This is a genomic window from Pseudomonas sp. GW821-FHT09D08, assembly GCF_059416305.1.
In genome coordinates this window covers 430,771-448,692 of sequence record NZ_JBWKOX010000003.1, presented here as the reverse complement: position 1 = coordinate 448,692, position 17,922 = coordinate 430,771, and the positions used below count along the sequence as shown (strand labels likewise).

Annotated in this window: 14 protein-coding genes and 2 pseudogenes; 5 read left to right on the top strand and 11 right to left on the bottom strand. The window is 60.4% G+C overall.

All coding sequences use genetic code 11. The features are described from left to right. Position 1 precedes the first annotated feature (1 nt). The 5 genes from AC07OP_RS08295 to AC07OP_RS08275 are packed head-to-tail and all read right to left on the bottom strand — an operon-like array spanning position 2 to position 5,324. Positions 2-997, bottom strand: coding sequence for an AAA family ATPase (locus AC07OP_RS08295; RefSeq protein ID WP_495100506.1), 996 nt, complete (start codon positions 995-997; stop codon positions 2-4). Next, on the bottom strand, positions 994-2,151 hold the full coding sequence (locus AC07OP_RS08290; protein WP_495100507.1) for a DUF4350 domain-containing protein: 1,158 nt from the start codon (positions 2,149-2,151) through the stop codon (positions 994-996). The genes AC07OP_RS08295 and AC07OP_RS08290 overlap by 4 nt, the downstream gene beginning before the upstream one ends. After that, positions 2,148-3,668, bottom strand: a complete 1,521-nt coding sequence (locus tag AC07OP_RS08285) for a DUF4129 domain-containing protein (RefSeq protein ID WP_495100508.1) — start codon at positions 3,666-3,668, stop codon at positions 2,148-2,150. The genes AC07OP_RS08290 and AC07OP_RS08285 overlap by 4 nt, the downstream gene beginning before the upstream one ends. Continuing rightward, positions 3,655-4,635: a stage II sporulation protein M gene (locus tag AC07OP_RS08280; protein ID WP_495100509.1), complete on the bottom strand. Its 981-nt coding sequence runs from the start codon at positions 4,633-4,635 to the stop codon at positions 3,655-3,657. Before AC07OP_RS08280 ends, AC07OP_RS08285 begins: the two co-directional genes overlap by 14 nt. After that, positions 4,632-5,324 (bottom strand): RDD family protein, encoded by a 693-nt coding sequence (locus AC07OP_RS08275; RefSeq protein ID WP_108574619.1) that lies wholly within the window; start codon positions 5,322-5,324, stop codon positions 4,632-4,634. The genes AC07OP_RS08280 and AC07OP_RS08275 overlap by 4 nt, the downstream gene beginning before the upstream one ends. 166 nt (positions 5,325-5,490) lie before the next feature. Between AC07OP_RS08275 and sbcB the strand changes: the two genes are divergently transcribed. Beyond that, positions 5,491-6,918: an exodeoxyribonuclease I gene (gene sbcB, locus AC07OP_RS08270; protein WP_495100510.1), complete on the top strand. Its 1,428-nt coding sequence runs from the start codon at positions 5,491-5,493 to the stop codon at positions 6,916-6,918. 89 nt (positions 6,919-7,007) lie between these two features. Here the strand turns inward: sbcB and mvaT are convergent, their stop codons facing one another. After that, complete coding sequence (mvaT, locus tag AC07OP_RS08265; RefSeq protein ID WP_003175830.1) at positions 7,008-7,382, bottom strand: histone-like nucleoid-structuring protein MvaT; 375 nt, start codon at positions 7,380-7,382, stop codon at positions 7,008-7,010. 348 nt (positions 7,383-7,730) lie between these two features. On the opposite strand from mvaT, the gene purU reads away from it, so the two are divergent. Together purU and AC07OP_RS08255 are read left to right on the top strand one after the other, a co-directional pair. Then, complete coding sequence (gene purU, locus AC07OP_RS08260; protein WP_027605521.1) at positions 7,731-8,579, top strand: formyltetrahydrofolate deformylase; 849 nt, start codon at positions 7,731-7,733, stop codon at positions 8,577-8,579. An 86-nt stretch (positions 8,580-8,665) separates the two neighbouring features. Continuing rightward, positions 8,666-8,851: a hypothetical protein gene (locus AC07OP_RS08255; RefSeq protein ID WP_495100511.1), complete on the top strand. Its 186-nt coding sequence runs from the start codon at positions 8,666-8,668 to the stop codon at positions 8,849-8,851. A gap of 8 nt (positions 8,852-8,859) precedes the next feature. On the opposite strand, the pseudogene gpgD reads toward AC07OP_RS08255, so the two are convergent. From gpgD to AC07OP_RS08235, 4 genes and pseudogenes are all read right to left on the bottom strand, one after another. Continuing rightward, positions 8,860-9,597 (bottom strand): annotated as a pseudogene (gpgD, locus tag AC07OP_RS08250) (N-acetylglucosaminyl phosphatidylglycerol deacetylase); the annotation flags it as partial. Beyond that, a complete protein-coding gene (gene gpgS, locus AC07OP_RS08245; RefSeq protein ID WP_495100512.1) occupies positions 9,590-10,711 on the bottom strand; it encodes an N-acetylglucosaminyl phosphatidylglycerol synthase in 1,122 nt (373 codons plus the stop codon). The gene gpgS and the pseudogene gpgD, both read right to left, overlap by 8 nt. Positions 10,712-10,817: 106 nt before the next feature. Further along, complete coding sequence (locus tag AC07OP_RS08240; RefSeq protein WP_370671262.1) at positions 10,818-11,582, bottom strand: methyl-accepting chemotaxis protein; 765 nt, start codon at positions 11,580-11,582, stop codon at positions 10,818-10,820. Between the two features lie 93 nt (positions 11,583-11,675). Continuing rightward, positions 11,676-12,707 (bottom strand): annotated as a pseudogene (locus AC07OP_RS08235) (HAMP domain-containing protein); the annotation flags it as partial. A 191-nt stretch (positions 12,708-12,898) separates the two neighbouring features. Here AC07OP_RS08235 and AC07OP_RS08230 point away from each other — a divergent pair. Then, entirely contained in the window at positions 12,899-14,377 is a 1,479-nt protein-coding gene (locus tag AC07OP_RS08230; protein ID WP_495100513.1) for a helicase HerA-like domain-containing protein, read from the top strand. 4 nt (positions 14,378-14,381) lie between these two features. Here AC07OP_RS08230 and AC07OP_RS08225 read toward each other — a convergent pair whose 3' ends face one another. Next, on the bottom strand, positions 14,382-14,837 hold the full coding sequence (locus tag AC07OP_RS08225; RefSeq protein WP_253491869.1) for a DUF721 domain-containing protein: 456 nt from the start codon (positions 14,835-14,837) through the stop codon (positions 14,382-14,384). Between the two features lie 294 nt (positions 14,838-15,131). Here AC07OP_RS08225 and secA point away from each other — a divergent pair, with 294 nt between their 5' ends. Continuing rightward, positions 15,132-17,867: a preprotein translocase subunit SecA gene (secA, locus tag AC07OP_RS08220; protein WP_065939173.1), complete on the top strand. Its 2,736-nt coding sequence runs from the start codon at positions 15,132-15,134 to the stop codon at positions 17,865-17,867. The last annotated feature ends 55 nt before the right edge of the window (positions 17,868-17,922 follow it).

Genomic DNA, 17,922 nt, shown 5'->3' with positions numbered 1-17,922 from the left:
GTCATTGCCGGGGGGCCGGAATCTGGTCCAGCAGCTGCTTGAGCACCTGGTCGACCTCCAGCCCGTCTATGTCCAGTTCTGGCGCAAGACGTACCCGATGACGCAGTACCGCCAGGGCACAGCCCTTGATGTCATCCGGTGTAACGAACTCGCCTGCACGTAACAAGGCCCGTGCGCGGGCGCCGCGTACCAGGGCGATGGAGGCTCGCGGGCCGGCGCCTATGGCCAGTCCCGGCCAGCTGCGGGTTGCTCGCGCCAGGCGCACGGCATAGTCGAGCACGTGTTCATCCAGGGCCAGTTCACTGGCGACCAGCTGCAGTTGCAGCACGTCCTCGGCCTTCAGCACGGTGCGCAACGGTTGCACGTCCAGCATGTCGGCCCGCGATGAGCGCGTCACTTCGCGCACCATATCCAGTTCCTGCTGCGCATCGGGGTAGTCCATGCGTACCTTGAGCATGAAACGGTCCAGTTCGGCTTCCGGCAGGGGGTAGGTGCCTTCCTGTTCGATGGGGTTTTGCGTGGCAAGTACCATGAACGGCTGACCGATGGGCAGCGCCTCGCCTTCGAGGGTGACTTGTCGTTCCTGCATGGCTTCGAGCAGGGCTGCCTGGGTCTTGGCCGGAGCGCGGTTGATTTCGTCGGCCAGCAACAAGTGGGTGAATACGGGCCCCTTGCGCAGCTTGAACTGTTCGGTGTGCAGGTCGTACACCGCGTGGCCGGTGACATCGCTGGGCATCAGGTCCGGGGTGAACTGGATCCGCGCGAATTCGCCGTCAAAGCAACGGGCCAGGGCACGTACCAGCAAGGTCTTGCCCAGCCCGGGGACACCCTCGAGCAATACGTGGCCGCCGGCGATCAGCGCGGTGAGTACATCATCGATCACCTGATCCTGGCCGATCACCGCCTTGCGCAGTTCAATGCGCAGGGCCTGGGCCTGCTGGCTGGCGCGTTGCAGAGAGTCGCCGGGCAGGGTGGTAGCGCTGGGAAATTCGCTCATAGGGCATTCCTGAGGGTTTGCAGGCACGCCACCTGCCGGCTGAAATCGGCACTGGAAAGCCGTTTCGTCGGGAGTGGGCCGAGGGCCTGGCTGATGACGTGAGAGGGTTGGCGCGTCAGGTGGGCAAGTACTCGCCCCTGTTCCGTGTTGTCGAGATGTTCAAAGCCGGGGTGACGCCGCCGTGCGGCGCGCAGGATGTCACGCTGCAACGCCTGCAACAGTGTGCCTTGGCCGCTGCGACGCAGCAGGAAGTCGGCGCTGGCTTTCAGGTGCTCCTGCAATTGCCGGCGTGCCTTGGGGGCGGGCGCCTGGATTGGGCCCTGGCGCATACCTGCCTGCCAGAGTGCCAGGGCAATCAGGGCAGTGAGCGCCACTAGCGCCTGGGGGAAATAACGCAGCAGCAGGGTGAACAGGTCATCTACGTCGCCGTTGAGCAACAAGGTTACGGCAGTGCCCTGGGTCAGATACCACAGCAGCCAGGCATTGTCGTGTTTGCCGATATCCGGCGTTTTCCACAGCTCGCTGTCGGTGATCACCGTTACGCGGCCTTGCCCGAGGTCGAGTTGCATCAAATGGCTCGACCGGGCGCTATTGGCTGAAAATTGTGCCAGGTGCTTGGGGTCGATAAGGTTGAAGTCAGTGTCGAAACTGAAATAGGCCGGGGCTGTGTCGTTGTCGACATACAGTTTGGTCAGGTCCGGTGCTTTTTTCTTGCGGGCGGGGGAGGGGGCATCGGGTTCGTCGCTGAGGGCCTGGTGGATAGGCAGGCGATCGAGCAGCAGGTCGCCGCTCTTGCCGGTTTCTTCGTCCCACAGGGCCTCGGCGACTACCAGTAGATGGCCGCCGGACCTGGCCCAGTCCAGGAGTTGCCCTGCCTGGCGTGGCGACATGTTGCCGCGCTCGCCCAGCAACAGCAGGCTGTTGCCCTTGGCGGGCAGGCTCGCCAGGCGTTCCAGGCCGTTGGCGTGCACCACGGCCAGGTCTTGCTGGCGCAGAAAGTGTTCGGCTGCCAGGTAAGGATTGGCCAGGGCTTCCGGGGAGGGGCCGCGGTCCACCACTTCTTCATAGGGAATCGCTTTGCTCCAGGCGTAAAAACCGCCCGCTCCAAGCAGGCACGCCAACAGCAGCCCCACCCACAGTAATGGCCGGTTCATCGGGCGCCTCCCGCACTGAACAGGGCACGCCAATCGTTGCACAGTTTCTGCTGGACTGAGACCGGGGGCAGGTGATGGCCATAGGCGAGGTTTTGCCAGTGCCGCGTCAATTCATCACTGAAGGCCAGCAACTGCGGCTGCTGCAATTGGTGAACCCGTTGCAGGACCTGACCTTCGGTGTCAGCGCTTTTAAGGGGCAGGTTGAAGTCATGCAGCAACCTGCTCAGCAGGCCACGATACAAAAGGCCGAGCGCTTCCCGTGGCTGGATAGACCAGAGTTGCTCGGCGGCGCTGGCGATATCCTCGGGCAGGGTCTCGGCGCCCAGTTCCAGGCCGAACAATTGCGCGGGTGGTGGCTTGGCTGCTTTGGGCGTACGTGCCCCGCGCAGGCTGACAAAGGTGCGCAACCAGTCCCGATAACGCCAGGCCACCAGGGCCACGCCACCGATCAGCAGGCTCCATAACAGCACTTCCAGGCCTTGGGCGACGGGCTTGAACGTGTTGCTGTTGAGGTTGTCCAGCAGTGCCTGCAGCCACGCCGGAAGTTTGCCGTCACTGTGTGCCTTGTTTTTAACGACGGGCTTTTCTTCGCCGAAGCGATAGCGGGTGACGTTTTCCGGATTTTTGAAGGGCGGCTTGTCCAGCAGCGACTTGATGGACTGGCTTGCGCTCTGGGGGGGCAGTGGCTTGGCGTCATCCGCCATGGCGGGCGGGTTGAATGGCAGCAAGGTCAGCCCGATCACCAACACTAACAGTGGCGCTACACTGCTCAGGCGCTGGCGCAGACGGCGGAATACCAGCTCCAGGTCCCACGCCTCCAGCAGGGTGCGGCGATTGAGATAAAGGCTGAAACCGCAGGCGACATAGATGGGCTCCCAAAACACCAGGATCAAGGCGTAGAAGGCATTGCTCAAGTGTTCCAGCCAGACCCCCTCGGAGCCCGTCGCCAGCGCCAGCCGTTGCCAATCCCAATCCAGTTCAAGTTGTTGCGGAATGAATAGATAGAACAGCGCCATGCAGCCGAACCACAGGCCGATTTCCAGGTGCACCCCAACGGTGGTCAACCAGCGCGCGGCTCCTGCATTGCGCTGCTGCAGTACGCCCAGGCGTTTCTGACGCGCCTGGCCGTCCAGGCCTTCGAGCTGGCTGACCGGCATTACAAAACTGCGGCTGAGGCTAAGTCGGCGCCAGGTCAGGCTGGCCAGCAGTTGGTGGTTAAGCAGTCTTGGCCATTGGCGCACGGCCTGCTTAAGGCTGGGTGTTTCGCCGAACAGGGCTTTGGAGAGGATATATAAAGGCAAGCGGTCGAACGCCGGTTTGAGCCACCAGAACAGGAACATGGCTGTGGACGGGTATTGCCATAGCAACGCGGTAAGCAGGGCAAAAACCGGCAGGGTCACCAGCGCCCAGCTGCTCATCAACAGCAGGCGATGTTCCCGGGCCATTAATACCCCAAGGTCCATGGCCTCCCATGCGGTACGCGGGCGAATCGCCACGCTGGCATTACTCAGGCGCATGGCGAGTCCGTCCGGCAAGGGTCAGGTAAGTCGCCACCAGCAGCCAAAGTGCAGCACCCACCAGGTATTTGATCCAAGGGGCGATCTGGGTGGTGGAAGACCAGTAGGCCTCGATAAAAGCTGCGATCAGCAGGAGCACCATGACACCGCACAGCAGTTGCACACTCTTGCGAGCGGCGAGCCGCAGGGATTCGCCACGGGTCAGTTGCCCCGGGGCGATCAGCGCCCAGCCCAGTTGCAGGCCCGCGGCACCGGCGAGTGCAATGGCCGTCAACTCAAAGGCCCCATGGCCGATGACAAATGACCAGAAGGTCTGCCCATAGCCGATTTCTGTCAGGTGCCCGGAAATCGCGCCGATGATCAGCCCGTTGAATATCAGGAAAAACACACTGCCCAGGCCGAACAGCAAACCGGCGGCAAATGTCTGAAAGGCGATACCGATGTTGTGCATCACGTAGTAGCCAAACATCATCCAGTCTTCGCTCGAAGCACGTTCGGCAGCGCGCCCCAGCCGGCTGGCCTCGGGGTCATACATGCCCTGCATCTCGGCCACCTGCTGGGGGCTGACAATGCTGTAGATCAGGTCGGGAAACAGGTAGACCAGCAGGGCAATGCCCAGCAGGCTGCCAAAGAACAGCAGGCTGGCAATCAACACGAAACGCCACTGTTCTCGCACCAGACGCGGAAAGTCGGCCAGGACGAAACTCAGCACATTCGCCGCCAGTTGGCTGCGGTGGCGATACAGTTGTTGATGGCCGCGCAATGCCAGTTGTTGCAGCGGGTCCACCAGGTAACTGCTGTAGCCGCGCTCCTGGGCGAGGGCCAGGAGCTGGCATAGACGCCGGTATTGATGAGGGAAATCGGCCATATCACTGGCCTTGGCCTTGCCGTGTTCCAACTGCTTCAGTTGTTCGGCAAACGCTTGCCATTGGTGTTGGTAACGGCTCTCGAAAAGACTCTGCTTCATGTCGGCCCCAGCAGGCCGCGGGCCACACCGTTGAGTTGCTCCACGGCGCGGGCCGGGGACACCTGCAGTGGCGTCGCAAGGATCGAGGCGAGTTCGTGTACCCGTTCAGGGGACAGTTCGCCCTGGCGTTCGGCGAAGCCAAGAATCGCTCGCTGTTCACTCAGGTCCAGGGCAAACGGCAAGCGCAGGGCTGCAGCTTGGGGCACCTGGGGACGTGCCAGCGGCTGTTCGCGGTAGACCACCAGGGCGCCGGCGGCCAGGTCGCCAAGGCGTTTGAAGTGAGGATGTTGCAGGCAACTGATGGCGCCGAGAAAGTAGCCGAAAGGCAGCATGTCGACAAACCGCAGGAGGTTGCGGATCAGCGACGCCGACCAGCCTATAGGGGTCCCGTCGTCCTGCACGACCCGTAAGCCCATGACCTGTTTGCCCGGTGAGCAGCCTTGGTTGAGCACCTCGAACAGCACCATGTACCACCAACTGACCAGGAACAGCAGAAGCGATCCCAGGCCGATACCGATATTGCCGAGCAACGCCAATGGCACCAGCAGCACGCCCATGATCACTGCGCGCGCGCCGAGGTCGAAGGCAAATGCCAGCGCCCGTGGCACCAGGCCGGCTGGGCGCAGCGGCAGGTCGATGCCCTCCGGGGTCTCGATCTGGTAGAGGGTGTCCAATGGGGCTGATGGCATCGCGATCCTTGGCAGTGCAGAGCGGCTGGAGACACGGATGCTAACAGTGTCCGTGATGGAAGCAACTACTCAAGGTTTTGCTGGATGTTTGTACAGTAGAATTGGTGCTGGCTCCGAACACGGCTGAACGCCTAGACTTCGTCGATCTTCAGCACAGGAATAGCCCGTGACCTCCATTTTCTGGTACGACTATGAAACCACCGGCATCAACCCGCGCAGCGATCGCCCACTGCAGGTTGCCGGCATTCGTACGGACCTCGATCTCAACGAGGTCGGCCCGCCGGTAAATCTTTACTGCCAGCCCAGCGACGACATCCTGCCCCATCCCGCCGCCTGTGCCATTACCGGTATAACCCCTGGAATACTGGCGGAAAAAGGCCTGGCCGAGGCCGATTTCATGACCCGTGTACATGCCGAACTGGCGGCCCCGGGGACGTGCGGCGCAGGTTACAACACCTTGCGGTTTGACGACGAAATGACGCGCTACAGCCTGTATCGCAATTTTTTCGACCCCTACGCGCGGGAGTGGCAGGGCGGTAACAGCCGCTGGGACCTGATCGATGTGGTTCGCACTGCCTACGCCCTGCGCCCGGAAGGCATCGAGTGGCCCCAGCAGGATGGGCGCGTGACTCTCAAGCTTGAGCGCCTGACTGCCGCCAACGGCATTGACCATGGCCAGGCCCACGATGCGTTATCCGACGTACGTGCCACCATCGCCCTGGCGCGCCTGGTGCGCGAGAAGCAGCCCAAGCTGTACGACTGGCTGTTTCAACTGCGCAGCAAGCAACGGGTGATGGACCAGGTGCGCCTGCTGCAACCCATGGTGCATATCTCCGGACGCTTTTCTGCCGAGCGTCATTACCTGGGTGTCGTGCTGCCCCTGGCCTGGCACCCGCGCAACCGTAATGCGCTGATTGTCTGCGACCTGGGGCTCGACCCCCAAGGGCTGCTGGACATGGATGCCGCGGCCTTGCGCCAACGTCTGTATACCCGTCGCGAGGACCTTGCCGAAGGCGAGCTGCCGGTGCCGCTCAAGTTGGTGCATATCAACCGTTGCCCCGTGGTCGCGCCCTTGAACGTACTGCGGGCCGAGGATCGTGAACGCCTGCAATTGGATATGGATATTTGCCAGGCGCGAGCCCTGCGGCTAACTGACGCACAGGAACTTTGGCGCGATAAGTTGGCGGTTATTTACGCCGAGGAAGATTTTGCCCCGAGCGCAGACCCGGAACAGCAGCTTTACGAAGGTTTTATCGGGGATCGTGATCGACGGTTATGTGAGCAAGTCCGGGCGGCGGAACCTGCGCAGTTAGCCAGCCAGCAGTGGCCTTTTGATGATCACCGTTTGCCTGAATTATTGTTTCGTTACCGGGCGCGTAACTTCCCCGATACGCTGAACGGCGAGGAGCTACAACGTTGGAAACTTTTCTGTCAGCAACGTTTGGCAAATCCTGAATTCGGCGCGCCGAATACCTTGGAGGCATTTAATCAAGCCCGGCAGGAGTTGGCCGTTAGTGCGACGCCGCTTCAGCAGCAGGTGCTGGAGCAATGGCAGAGATATGCCGACTCTTTAGCCGCTCGTGTGAATCGGTAATAGCGGTTTGTAGAAAAGACGGTCAATAAAAAACGCCAGCAAGCTGGCGTTTTTAATGGGTTGCGTATCAAGCGCAGACCGGGTGAGGCTTAGCCCAGCAGGGTAGCCCAGCCTTCAACCACGTCACCGCCCCACTTGGCTTTCCACTCTTTCAGGGTTTTGTGGTTGCCGCCTTTGGTTTCAATCACTTCACCGTTGTGCGGGTTTTTGTATTGCTTGACCTTGCGCGCACGCTTGGTACCGGTAGTTTTCACGGCGCCACGGGGTGCTTTAACTTTCGACTCTGGATCCAGCAGCGCGATGATGTCACGCAGGGATTTGGAGTATTCACCCATGAGGGTGCGCAGTTTGCCTTCGAATTCCAGCTCGGTTTTCAGTTTGTCATCTTGGGACAGGTTCTTCAAACGAGCTTGCAGCTCTTTGATAGCTTCTTCGGTGGCACGGTATTCGTTGATCAGAGACATGTGGACTACCTTATGTAGAACGCTGATTGACAGGGATAGTGGCCCAATAATAGTCAGGCGGTTTCCCCAAGTAAACATTTAAGCGCGTATTCAGGTGAATTACTTTGAATGTTTGTGAAGACGCTATGCAATCGAGTTAATTAGTAGGGGCTACCCCGAAAATAATCTCCTTGAAATTCGCATAATTGCTGCAGCGTGCGCTGTTCATTCATATAGCAATGGTAAAACCATGCGCTATTAAGGGATGTGGCCAGGGCAGCGGATCAGAATAAGGCTCATCGAATACTGCAGTTTTTCTGCACAATCGCTAGAATGGCGGCCTTTGCGAAGTTCTGGAGTTCCCCCCTAATGCGCACTTTTCGGCTGGTGATTGCTTGCCCGGACCGGGTCGGCATCGTTGCCAAAGTCAGTAACTTTCTGGCCTCCCACAACGGCTGGATCACCGAGGCGAGCCATCACTCGGACAACCTCAGCGGTTGGTTCTTCATGCGTCACGAAATCCGTGCCGACACGCTGCCCTTTGGTCTTGAAGCGTTCCGCGAGGCATTTTCGCCCATCGCGGAAGAGTTTTCGATGACCTGGCACATCACCGACACCGAGCAGAAAAAGCGCGTGGTGTTGATGGCCAGCCGCGAATCCCACTGCCTGGCCGACTTGCTGCACCGCTGGCACAGCGACGAGCTGGACTGCGAGATCGCGTGCGTGATCTCCAACCATGACGACCTGCGCAGCATGGTCGAGTGGCATGGCATCCCTTACTACCACGTGCCGGTCAACCCGCAGGACAAGGAGCCGGCGTTCGCCGAGGTCTCTCGCCTGGTCAAGCAGCATGAGGCCGACGTGGTTGTGCTGGCGCGCTACATGCAAATCCTGCCGCCTGAGCTGTGCCGCGAATACGCAGGCAAGGTGATCAACATTCACCACAGCTTCCTGCCGTCGTTCGTGGGGGCCAAGCCTTACCACCAGGCTTCCCTGCGTGGCGTGAAGTTGATTGGCGCAACCTGCCATTACGTCACCGAAGAGCTGGATGCCGGTCCGATCATCGAGCAGGACGTGGTGCGTGTCAGCCACAGTGACAGCATTGAGGACATGGTGCGGTTTGGCCGTGATGTCGAGAAGATGGTGCTGGCCCGTGGCCTGCGCTATCACCTGGAAGACCGCGTGCTGGTGCACGGCAACAAGACGGTCGTATTCTGATTCAAGCGTCTTGGTTGAACAAAGAAGGGCCTGGGCGTTAAATCGCTGCAGGCCCTTTTTCATTCCCCACACTTCAGGATCAGGCCATGACCGACCCACTTGATAAAGCCACGTCCAAGGCCCCTGCTACGTTGGGTGAGGGCTGCCTGAGTCGTTACGACCCGGATGCGTTGGAGCCGGAAGACGGTACCGACTTTCCGGGAGCCGCCGAGCTGTGGGAGCAATTGCAGGAGGCCGATGAATTGCCCGGAGCCCTTGGCCGAGGTGCTTGAGCGACCACCTGTTCAGCCAGCCAGGCAGCCTTGGTCAGCGGTGTTCGCTCTGCGTCGAGTAGGCGTCGTACGGTTTCAAGCCAATAGCAGCGAGAGAATGCGTGGCGCATGTCCACCGGGTGCACGCCCAGGCGAATCACTGGGGCGGCCTGCCAGCGCTGTTCGCGACGATCGCTGATGACTTTGGACGCCCCTCGGCGCCATGCGCTGCGCGCACTCCAGGTCAGGCCCGGGGCTTCGATCGGCGTGAAATCGGGCAGTCGATACAGATGCTGTGGGCTGCTGGTGTAGCTCAGCGGTAGTTGGCGCAGGGCCTCGCGAGTGCCCTGGCTCATTAACCAGGCGGGTGCGACGAAGCCGTGCAACGGCCAGTCATGACGCCGGAATACTTCAATGCCATCCTGAAGACGATCAAGAGCCTGGGCTTGAGACAGTTGATAGAACTCAGCCTCATGGGTGTAGAGGCGGCGCATGAACCAGTCTTTGGGTGTGCGCGGCGCCGGTTGATCATCGCAATGGTAGTAACCGTGCAAGGCAAGTTCATCGCCCTTGGTCACGCGGCGATCCAGCAGGCGTTGAAAATCGCCGTGGGCAGTCAAGGCGTCGCGATGATGGAAGTCCGGCACCACCAACCATGTGATTGGCACGGCGCCCAGGGCATCGACGGCTTCGACAAAGGGCCGATAATCGGCCCAGTTGTGCGGCGCCACATCGTGCAGCACCAGTAATACCGAGCGCTCAGGCATGGGAAGGCATCGGCTTGTGACTGCCCAGTACCGCGTGGTAGTGGCCGAGCAGGCTGTCGACCACCGTATACCAGGCGTAATGTTGTTCTACGTGACGCCGAGCCTGCGCGCCCAGGCGCCTGCTGCCGAGGTTGAACAGCTCGCGCACCGTATCGGCCATCGCCCTTGGATTGTTTGGCGCGCACAGCAGGCCGCAGCGTTCGTCGACTATCTCCGTGAACGCGCCAGCCGCCACCGCGATTACCGGTATGCCGCAAGCCATGGCTTCGAGGACGACCAGGCCAAAGGTTTCCTGGTCGCCGCCATGCAGCAAGGCATCGGCACTGGCCATCAGCCGGGCGACATGCTGTGCCGGGCGAAACCCCTCGATGACGGTGACATTGGCCGGCACGCTGCTCGGCATGCCGGAGCCCACCAGCACCAAGTGATAGCCGTCCCCCAGGCGTTTCATGCAGCGAAGCAGGATCGGCAGGTTTTTTTCCTTGGAACCGCGCCCGGCAAAGATCAGCAGGCGGGTGTCTTCGCCTATCCCCAGCTCGGCGCGCAGGCCTGGGTCGCGGGCGTCAGGGGTAAAGGTTTGTAGGTCCACGCCCAGTGGTTGGACGAACACATTCTTCACGCCGAGCCCCATGAGCTTGTCGGCCATTACCTGGCTGGGCGCCAGTACCCGGTCGAAACTTCCATAGAGTTTGCTGACATAGGCTTCAACGTTCGGGGCAAGCCAAGACCCCATGCGGTTGCTCACCAGTAACGGTAAGTCGGAGTGGTAAAAGCCGATCACCGGTACATCCAGCTGGCGCCGGGCATCCAGCGCGGCCCAGGCGGTGAGATAGGGATCACCTACCTCGATCAGATCGGGCTGTAAATCGTGCAGGACATTTCGCCAGGGGGAGAGGCGAAGGGGGAAGCGGTAGCCTTTGCCGAAGGGCAGCGCGGGAGCCGGTACCTTGAAGATGCCATCCTGATTGCTCCATTGCGCGCCGGGAATCAGCAGGCTATGGCGAATGCCGGGCTTAAGCCTCAGGCGTCGGTGCTTGGCGTCCAGGTAAGTGCGCACGCCGCCGCTTGTCGGGGCGTAGAACATGGTTATGTCAGCGATATGCACGATGAACATCCCTCCGATCCATTGCTCTCCTAACGTGGACCTGAGCTAAGGATAGATGTTCGGTTGGCGTTCATCGTGAAAACAGTGCAGGAGCCTGACCGGCTCCTGCGGTAGTTCAGATCCGGAAGCTGCCCACCAGCTGTTTCAACCGTGCCGCCTGCTGTTCCAGGTCGGCGCAGGCGCGCAGCGTCGATTGCAGGTTTTCCACGCCTTCCTGATTGAGGGTGTTGATCTCGGTGATGTCCATGTTGATCGACTCCACGACCGAGGTCTGCTCTTCAGTGGCGGTGGCCACCGACTGGTTCATGCCGTCGATCTCGCCAATGCGCTGGGTCACGCTGTTCAAGCGTTCGCCGGCCAGGTTGGCGATTTCCACGCTGTCATGACTGTGGCGCTGGCTGTCGCTCATGGTGCTGACCGAGTCACGGGCACCGATTTGCAGTTCCTCGATCATCTTTTGTACCTGCTGTGCCGACTCCTGGGTGCGATGGGCCAGGTTGCGCACTTCATCGGCGACCACCGCAAACCCGCGCCCGGCTTCCCCGGCGCGTGCGGCTTCGATGGCGGCATTCAGTGCCAGCAGGTTGGTTTGCTGGGAAATACTGGTGATTACCTCAAGAATCTGGCCGATATTCACCGTCTTGCTGTTAAGTGCTTCGATATTGCTGCTTGAGGCACTGATCATTGCAGACAGCTGAGTCATCGCCTTGATATTGCGTTCAACTACCTGTTGACCGTCTTCGGCCAATTGCCGTGCGTCACTGGCCTGGTTGGAGGCTTGTGCGGCGTTACGCGCGATTTCCTGTGCGGCGGCGCCCAGTTCGTTGATCGCGGCGGCAACGCTGTTGGTGCGGTTGGCCTGTTCGTCGGAGTTGACCATCGACGAGTTGGACGCACTGACAACCCGCAGTGCGACTTCGTTCACCTGTTGGGTGGCTGAGGACACTTCGCGGATCGATGTATGAATGCGCTCCACAAAGCGGTTAAACGCGTTACCCAGAGTGCCGAACTCATCGTGATTCTGGATGGCCAGGCGGCGAGTCAGGTCACCTTCGCCGTCGGCGATGTCCTGCATCGCGCGAGTCATCACGTGCAGCGGCTGCAGCAGCACGCGTATCAGCATGCCGAGCAGGGCGATGATGATCACCACGGCAATTACGGTGGCGATTACGGCGGAGGTGCGGAATTTGCTGAGCATTGCGTAGGCTTCGTCCTTGTCCACCGATACCCCGAGGTACCAGTTCACCGAGGGCAGCCCCTTGATCCGTGTGAAAGTAACGATGTTGTCCTTGCCGTTGGCTTCGACCTCGCTGAAGTCGCCGCTGATGGTGGGCGTGTGTTTTGGGTAGACATCGGAGAGGGGCTTCATCACCAGGCTTTTGTCCGGGTGTACCAGCACCTTGCCGTCTGCACTGACCAGGAACGCATAGCCCATGCCACCGAAGTTCAGTGCGCCGATGTTATCCACCAGGGTTTGCAGGCTCAGGTCGCCGCCCACCACGCCAATGCTCTGGCCGCCTTTAGCGCTGGGGGTGGCGATGGAAATGATCAGCTGCCCCGTAGCGGCATCGATATACGGTTCGGTCAGCGTCGAGCCGTTGCTGCTTTGGGCGCCCGTGTACCAAGGCCGAACGCGTGGGTCGAAGCCATCTGGCATCTTCGTGTCGGGGCGGATGGTGAAGGCCCCTTTGCTATCACCCACGTAGGTAGCCATGAAGGACGACGTCAGGGCTTTCTGTTCCAGCAAGCTGGCAACGGTCGAAGGCTCAGGGTTGATGGCGATGTTTTGCGCCGCGTTTTCCACCAGCGCAATGCGCCCGGTGAGCCAGGTCTGAATGTTGCTGGCGGTGACATCGCCCATTTCATGCAGGTAATTGTTAAGGTCGTCGCGAATGGCATTGCGTTGCAGGTAGTCGTTGTAGAGGGTGAACAGTGCGAAGGCCGCGATGACGATAAGGGAGGCTGCAAGCAGGATTTTATGGCTGAAGCGCAGATTTTTATTCATAGCTTGAAGGGTCCGCTAAGGTCTTAATATCCGAAGCGCGTCCTTGTGGAACACGCGGAAGGGTAGCGTCAAAAAAAGTTTGATATTTCCGTTGGTCCCTGTAGGAACTATCTGAGCGTTTTTTAGACTTTGTGGGTCTCACATCTGTCTTATCGACCTGGCGACACTAAAGATTAACCATGGGTGACGAAATGCCTGATTCCACGCAACTCCTTATCGGTGCCGGTCTTGACGGCCAGCCTATTGCCCAGGCCATGCGCCTGGCCAACCGTCACGGTTTGATCGCCGGCGCCACGGGCACAGGCAAGACGGTCACGTTGCAACGTCTGGCCGAAGCGTTCAGTGATGCGGGCGTCGCGGTATTTGCCGCGGATATCAAAGGTGACCTCTGTGGCCTGGGTGCCGCCGCCAACCCTCAGGGCAAAGTCGCAGAGCGCATCGCCGGCATGCCGTTCCTTAATTACACGGCCAAGGCGTATCCCGTCACGCTGTGGGATATCCACGGGCAGTCCGGTCATCCATTGCGCACCACCATCAGCGAAATGGGGCCGTTGTTGCTCGGCAGTTTGCTGGAACTCACGGACAGCCAGCAGTCGGCCCTTTACGCAGCGTTCAAGGTGGCGGATCGCGAAGGCCTGTTGCTGCTGGATCTCAAGGACCTCAAGGCCTTGCTCAACCACCTGCGTTATCACCCGGAGTTGCTCGGCGAGGATGCGGCGCTGATGACCACCGGCTCCAGCCAGGCGCTGTTGCGGCGTCTGGCAGTATTGGAGCAGCAGGGCGCCGAGGCGTTGTTTGGCGAGCCGGCCCTGCAGCTTGAAGACATCTTGCAGCCCACCCGCGAGGGGCGCGGGCGTATCCATCTGCTGGACGCCAGCCGCCTGGTGCATGAAGCCCCGAAAGTGTACGCGACCTTCCTGTTGTGGCTGTTGGCGGAATTGTTCGAGCAACTGCCCGAGCGCGGCGATGCCGAAAAACCGTTGCTCGCGCTGTTTTTCGACGAGGCGCATTTGTTGTTTGCCGACACGCCCAAGGCTTTGCAAGAGCGCTTGGAACAAGTGGTGCGGCTGATCCGTTCCAAGGGCGTGGGGGTGTATTTCGTCACCCAATCGCCGGGCGACCTGCCGGACTCCGTGCTGGCGCAACTGGGTTTGCGCATCCAGCATGGCCTGCGGGCGTTCACCACGAAAGAACAGAAATCCTTGCGGGCGGTCGCAGACGGGTTCCGGCCGAACCCGGCGTTTGATGCGTTATCGGTGTTGACCGAGCTGGGCACGGGTGAGGCATTGGTGGGCACCTTGCAGGAAAAAGGTACGCCGGAAGTCGTCCAACGCGTACTGGTCGCGCCGCCGCAATCGCGAATCGGGCCGCTCAGTTCGGCTGAACGCGCTGCATTGGTGGCCAGTTCGCCCTTGCAGGGGCGCTATGACAAGCCGATTGATCGCGAGTCGGCCTATGAAGTGTTGATGGCGCGCAAGGCGCTTGGACCGACCGAAGAGACCAGGCAGGCCGACGAGGAGCCCAGTTTCACTGACAAGGCCGGGGCGTTTCTGGGAACCACCGCAGGCAAGGCGCTGAAATCCGCGATGCAGCAGGCCGCCAATCAGATGGGGCGCCAACTGGTGCGTGGTTTGCTGGGGTCTTTGCTGGGCGGCAGTAAGCGCAAGTAGCGGTTCAGGGCTTGGGCTTGCCATGGGCGGCCAGCCGCTCAAGCGCCGCGCGCAGGCCCGGATCGCTGATGCCGTCGGCCGTGGCCTGAATCGTCTCGGCCGCCGTCTCCGACAAGTCCATCGTGTGGCCCGCCGCGCCTTGTTGCACGGTCGGCGGCTGCACCTTGAACTGGATGCGCGTCAAGTTGGCGAACTCATCGAACGCCATCAATTGACGCTGCAGGCGTTTTTGCTGATAGCGCAGGCGGGTCGCCCAGTGGCCATCTGTGACAATCAGCAGCAGGTTGCCTTCACGCCAGGACGCCACGTGGCAGTGCTCACGGGCCGCCGGTTGAAGTTGGCTTTCGAGCAGGCGTTGCAAATGGCCCAAGCGTTGCGCATGGCCAAAGATGGCTTTCAACGGCTTGGCTTCGCGAAGCAACACGCTGGGCGCGCGGGCTGTAAGAGGGCGAAATGCCATGATTGGACACCTTAAGTAACAGAGCGGCCATCTTAGCAGAAAGCGTCTACGCGGCCCCGGGCAATGCATTGCCGGGGCTTTATCCACAAAATCAATGAGCTCCACGGGTTGAAGTTCGCGCAAAAGCCCTTATTTTAAACAAGCCCTCTCACAGCCCCATGCCAGCATCGGGAAACAACGCCACTTTCCTCACCCACGATTCCGGGTAGAATGCGCGTTCGCATGCGGCCGTGAGGGCTGCTCGGGCCACTCACGGTGCGCCCTCCATCCCTATGTGTGGAAGAACCTGCCGATATGTTTGCGCCTTTGTTAAAGAAACTTTTTGGAAGCAAGAATGAGCGCGAAGTCAAACGCATGCTCAAGACGGTGCAGCTGGTCAATGCCTTCGAAGAGCAGATGGTTGCCCTTTCGGACGAGCAATTGCGCGCCAAGACCGAAGAGTTCAAGGCCCGCATAGCCAAAGGTGAAACCCTCGACAAGCTGCTTCCCGAAGCCTTTGCGGTTGCCCGTGAAGCCGGTAAGCGTGTCATGGGCATGCGCCACTTCGACGTCCAGTTGATCGGCGGCATGACCTTGCATGAAGGCATGATTGCCGAAATGCGTACCGGTGAAGGCAAGACCCTGGTAGCAACCCTGGGTGTTTACCTCAACGCACTGTCCGGCAAGGGCGTGCACGTTGTGACGGTGAACGACTACCTGGCTCGCCGGGACGCCAACTGGATGCGCCCGCTGTATGAATTCCTCGGCCTGACCGTCGGCGTGGTAACGCCGTTCCAGCCGCCGGAAGAGAAGCGCGCCGCCTACGCCGCCGACATCACCTACGGTACCAACAACGAATTCGGTTTCGACTACCTGCGCGACAACATGGCGTTCAGCATGGAAGAAAAATTCCAGCGCGAACTCAACTTTGCCGTGATCGACGAAGTCGACTCCATCCTCATCGACGAAGCCCGTACCCCGCTGATCATCTCCGGCCAGGCCGAAGACAGCTCGCGCCTGTACACCGAGATCAACAAGTTGATCCCGCGCCTTGAGCAGCACATCGAGGAAGTGGAAGGCGTGGTGACCAAAGAAGGTCACTTCACCATCGACGAGAAGACCCGCCAGGTCGAACTCAACGAAGCCGGTCACCAGTTCGTCGAAGACATGCTGACCCAGATCGGCCTGCTGGCCGAAGGCGAGAGCCTGTACTCGGCCCACAACCTGGGCCTGCTGACCCACGTGTATGCCGGCCTGCGTGCCCACAAGCTGTTCCATCGCAACGTCGAATACATCGTGCAGGATGGCCAGGTCGTACTGGTCGACGAGCACACCGGGCGTACCATGCCGGGCCGTCGTCTGTCCGAAGGCCTGCACCAGGCCATCGAAGCCAAGGAAATGCTCAACATCCAGGCCGAAAGCCAGACGTTGGCGTCCACCACCTTCCAGAACTACTTCCGCCTGTACAACAAGCTGTCCGGCATGACCGGTACCGCCGACACCGAAGCGTTCGAATTCCACCAGATCTACGGCCTGTCGGTGGTGGTCATCCCGCCGAACAAGCCGCTGGCCCGTAAAGATTTCAACGACCTGGTGTTCCTGACCGCCGAAGAGAAATACGCGGCGATCATCAACGACATCAAGGACGGCATGGCCCAGGGCCGTCCGATCCTGGTGGGTACCGCCACCATCGAGACTTCCGAGCACGTGTCCAACCTGCTCAACAAGGAAGGCATCGAGCACAAGGTCCTCAACGCCAAGTTCCACGAAAAAGAAGCCGAGATCATCGCCCAGGCCGGTCGCCCAGGCGCGCTGACCATCGCCACCAACATGGCCGGTCGTGGTACCGACATCCTGCTGGGCGGCAACTGGGAAGTGGAAGTGGCTTCGCTGGACGATCCGACCCCTGAGCAGATCGCCCAGATCAAGGCAGACTGGCAGAAACGCCACCAGGCCGTGCTGGAATCCGGTGGCTTGCAGGTGATCGCCTCCGAGCGCCACGAATCCCGTCGTATCGACAACCAGCTGCGCGGTCGTGCCGGCCGCCAGGGTGACGCCGGTTCCAGCCGTTTCTACCTGTCCCTGGAAGACAGCCTGATGCGTATCTTCGCCTCGGATCGGGTGAAGAACTTCATGAAGGCCCTGGGCATGCAGTCCGGTGAAGCGATCGAGCACCGCATGGTGACCAACGCCATCGAGAAGGCCCAGCGCAAGGTAGAAGGCCGTAACTTCGACATTCGTAAGCAACTGCTCGAGTTCGATGACGTCAACAACGAACAGCGTAAAGTGATCTATCACATGCGTAACACGTTGCTGGCCGCCGACAACATTGGCGAAACCATCGCCGATTTCCGTCAGGACGTACTCAACGCCACCGTCAGCGCACATATCCCGCCACAATCGCTGCCTGAACAGTGGGATGTCGCCGGTCTGGAAGCTGCGTTGAAGAGCGACTTCGGTGTCGACTTGCCGGTCCAGCAATGGCTCGACGAAGACGACCACCTGTACGAAGAAACCCTGCGCGAGAAGCTCATGACCGAGCTGCTGGCCGCGTACAACGAGAAAGAAGAGCAGGCGAGTGCCGAAGCACTGCGCACCTTCGAGAAGCAAATCGTACTGCGCGTGCTGGACGACCTGTGGAAAGACCACCTGTCGACCATGGACCACCTGCGTCACGGCATCCACCTGCGTGGCTATGCCCAGAAGAACCCGAAGCAGGAGTACAAGCGCGAGTCGTTCACGCTGTTCTCCGAGTTGCTGGATTCGATCAAGCGCGATTCGATTCGCGTGCTGTCCCACGTTCAGGTGCGTCGCGAAGACCCGATCGAGGAAGAAGCGCGCCTGCGCCAGGAGGCCGAGGCACTGGCTGCGCGCATGCAGTTCCAGCATGACGAGGCACCGGGTCTGGAAGCGCCTGAAGTACTGGGTGAAGAGGTCGATGTAGTCCTGGCCCAGACCCCGGTTCGCAACGAGCAGAAGCTGGGCCGCAACGAACTGTGCTGGTGCGGTTCGGGCAAGAAGTACAAACACTGCCACGGCGAAATCAACTAAGATTTTTGCCTGACGCTGCTACACCCCGCGCCGCGACCGGCCCCTGCCGTCGCGG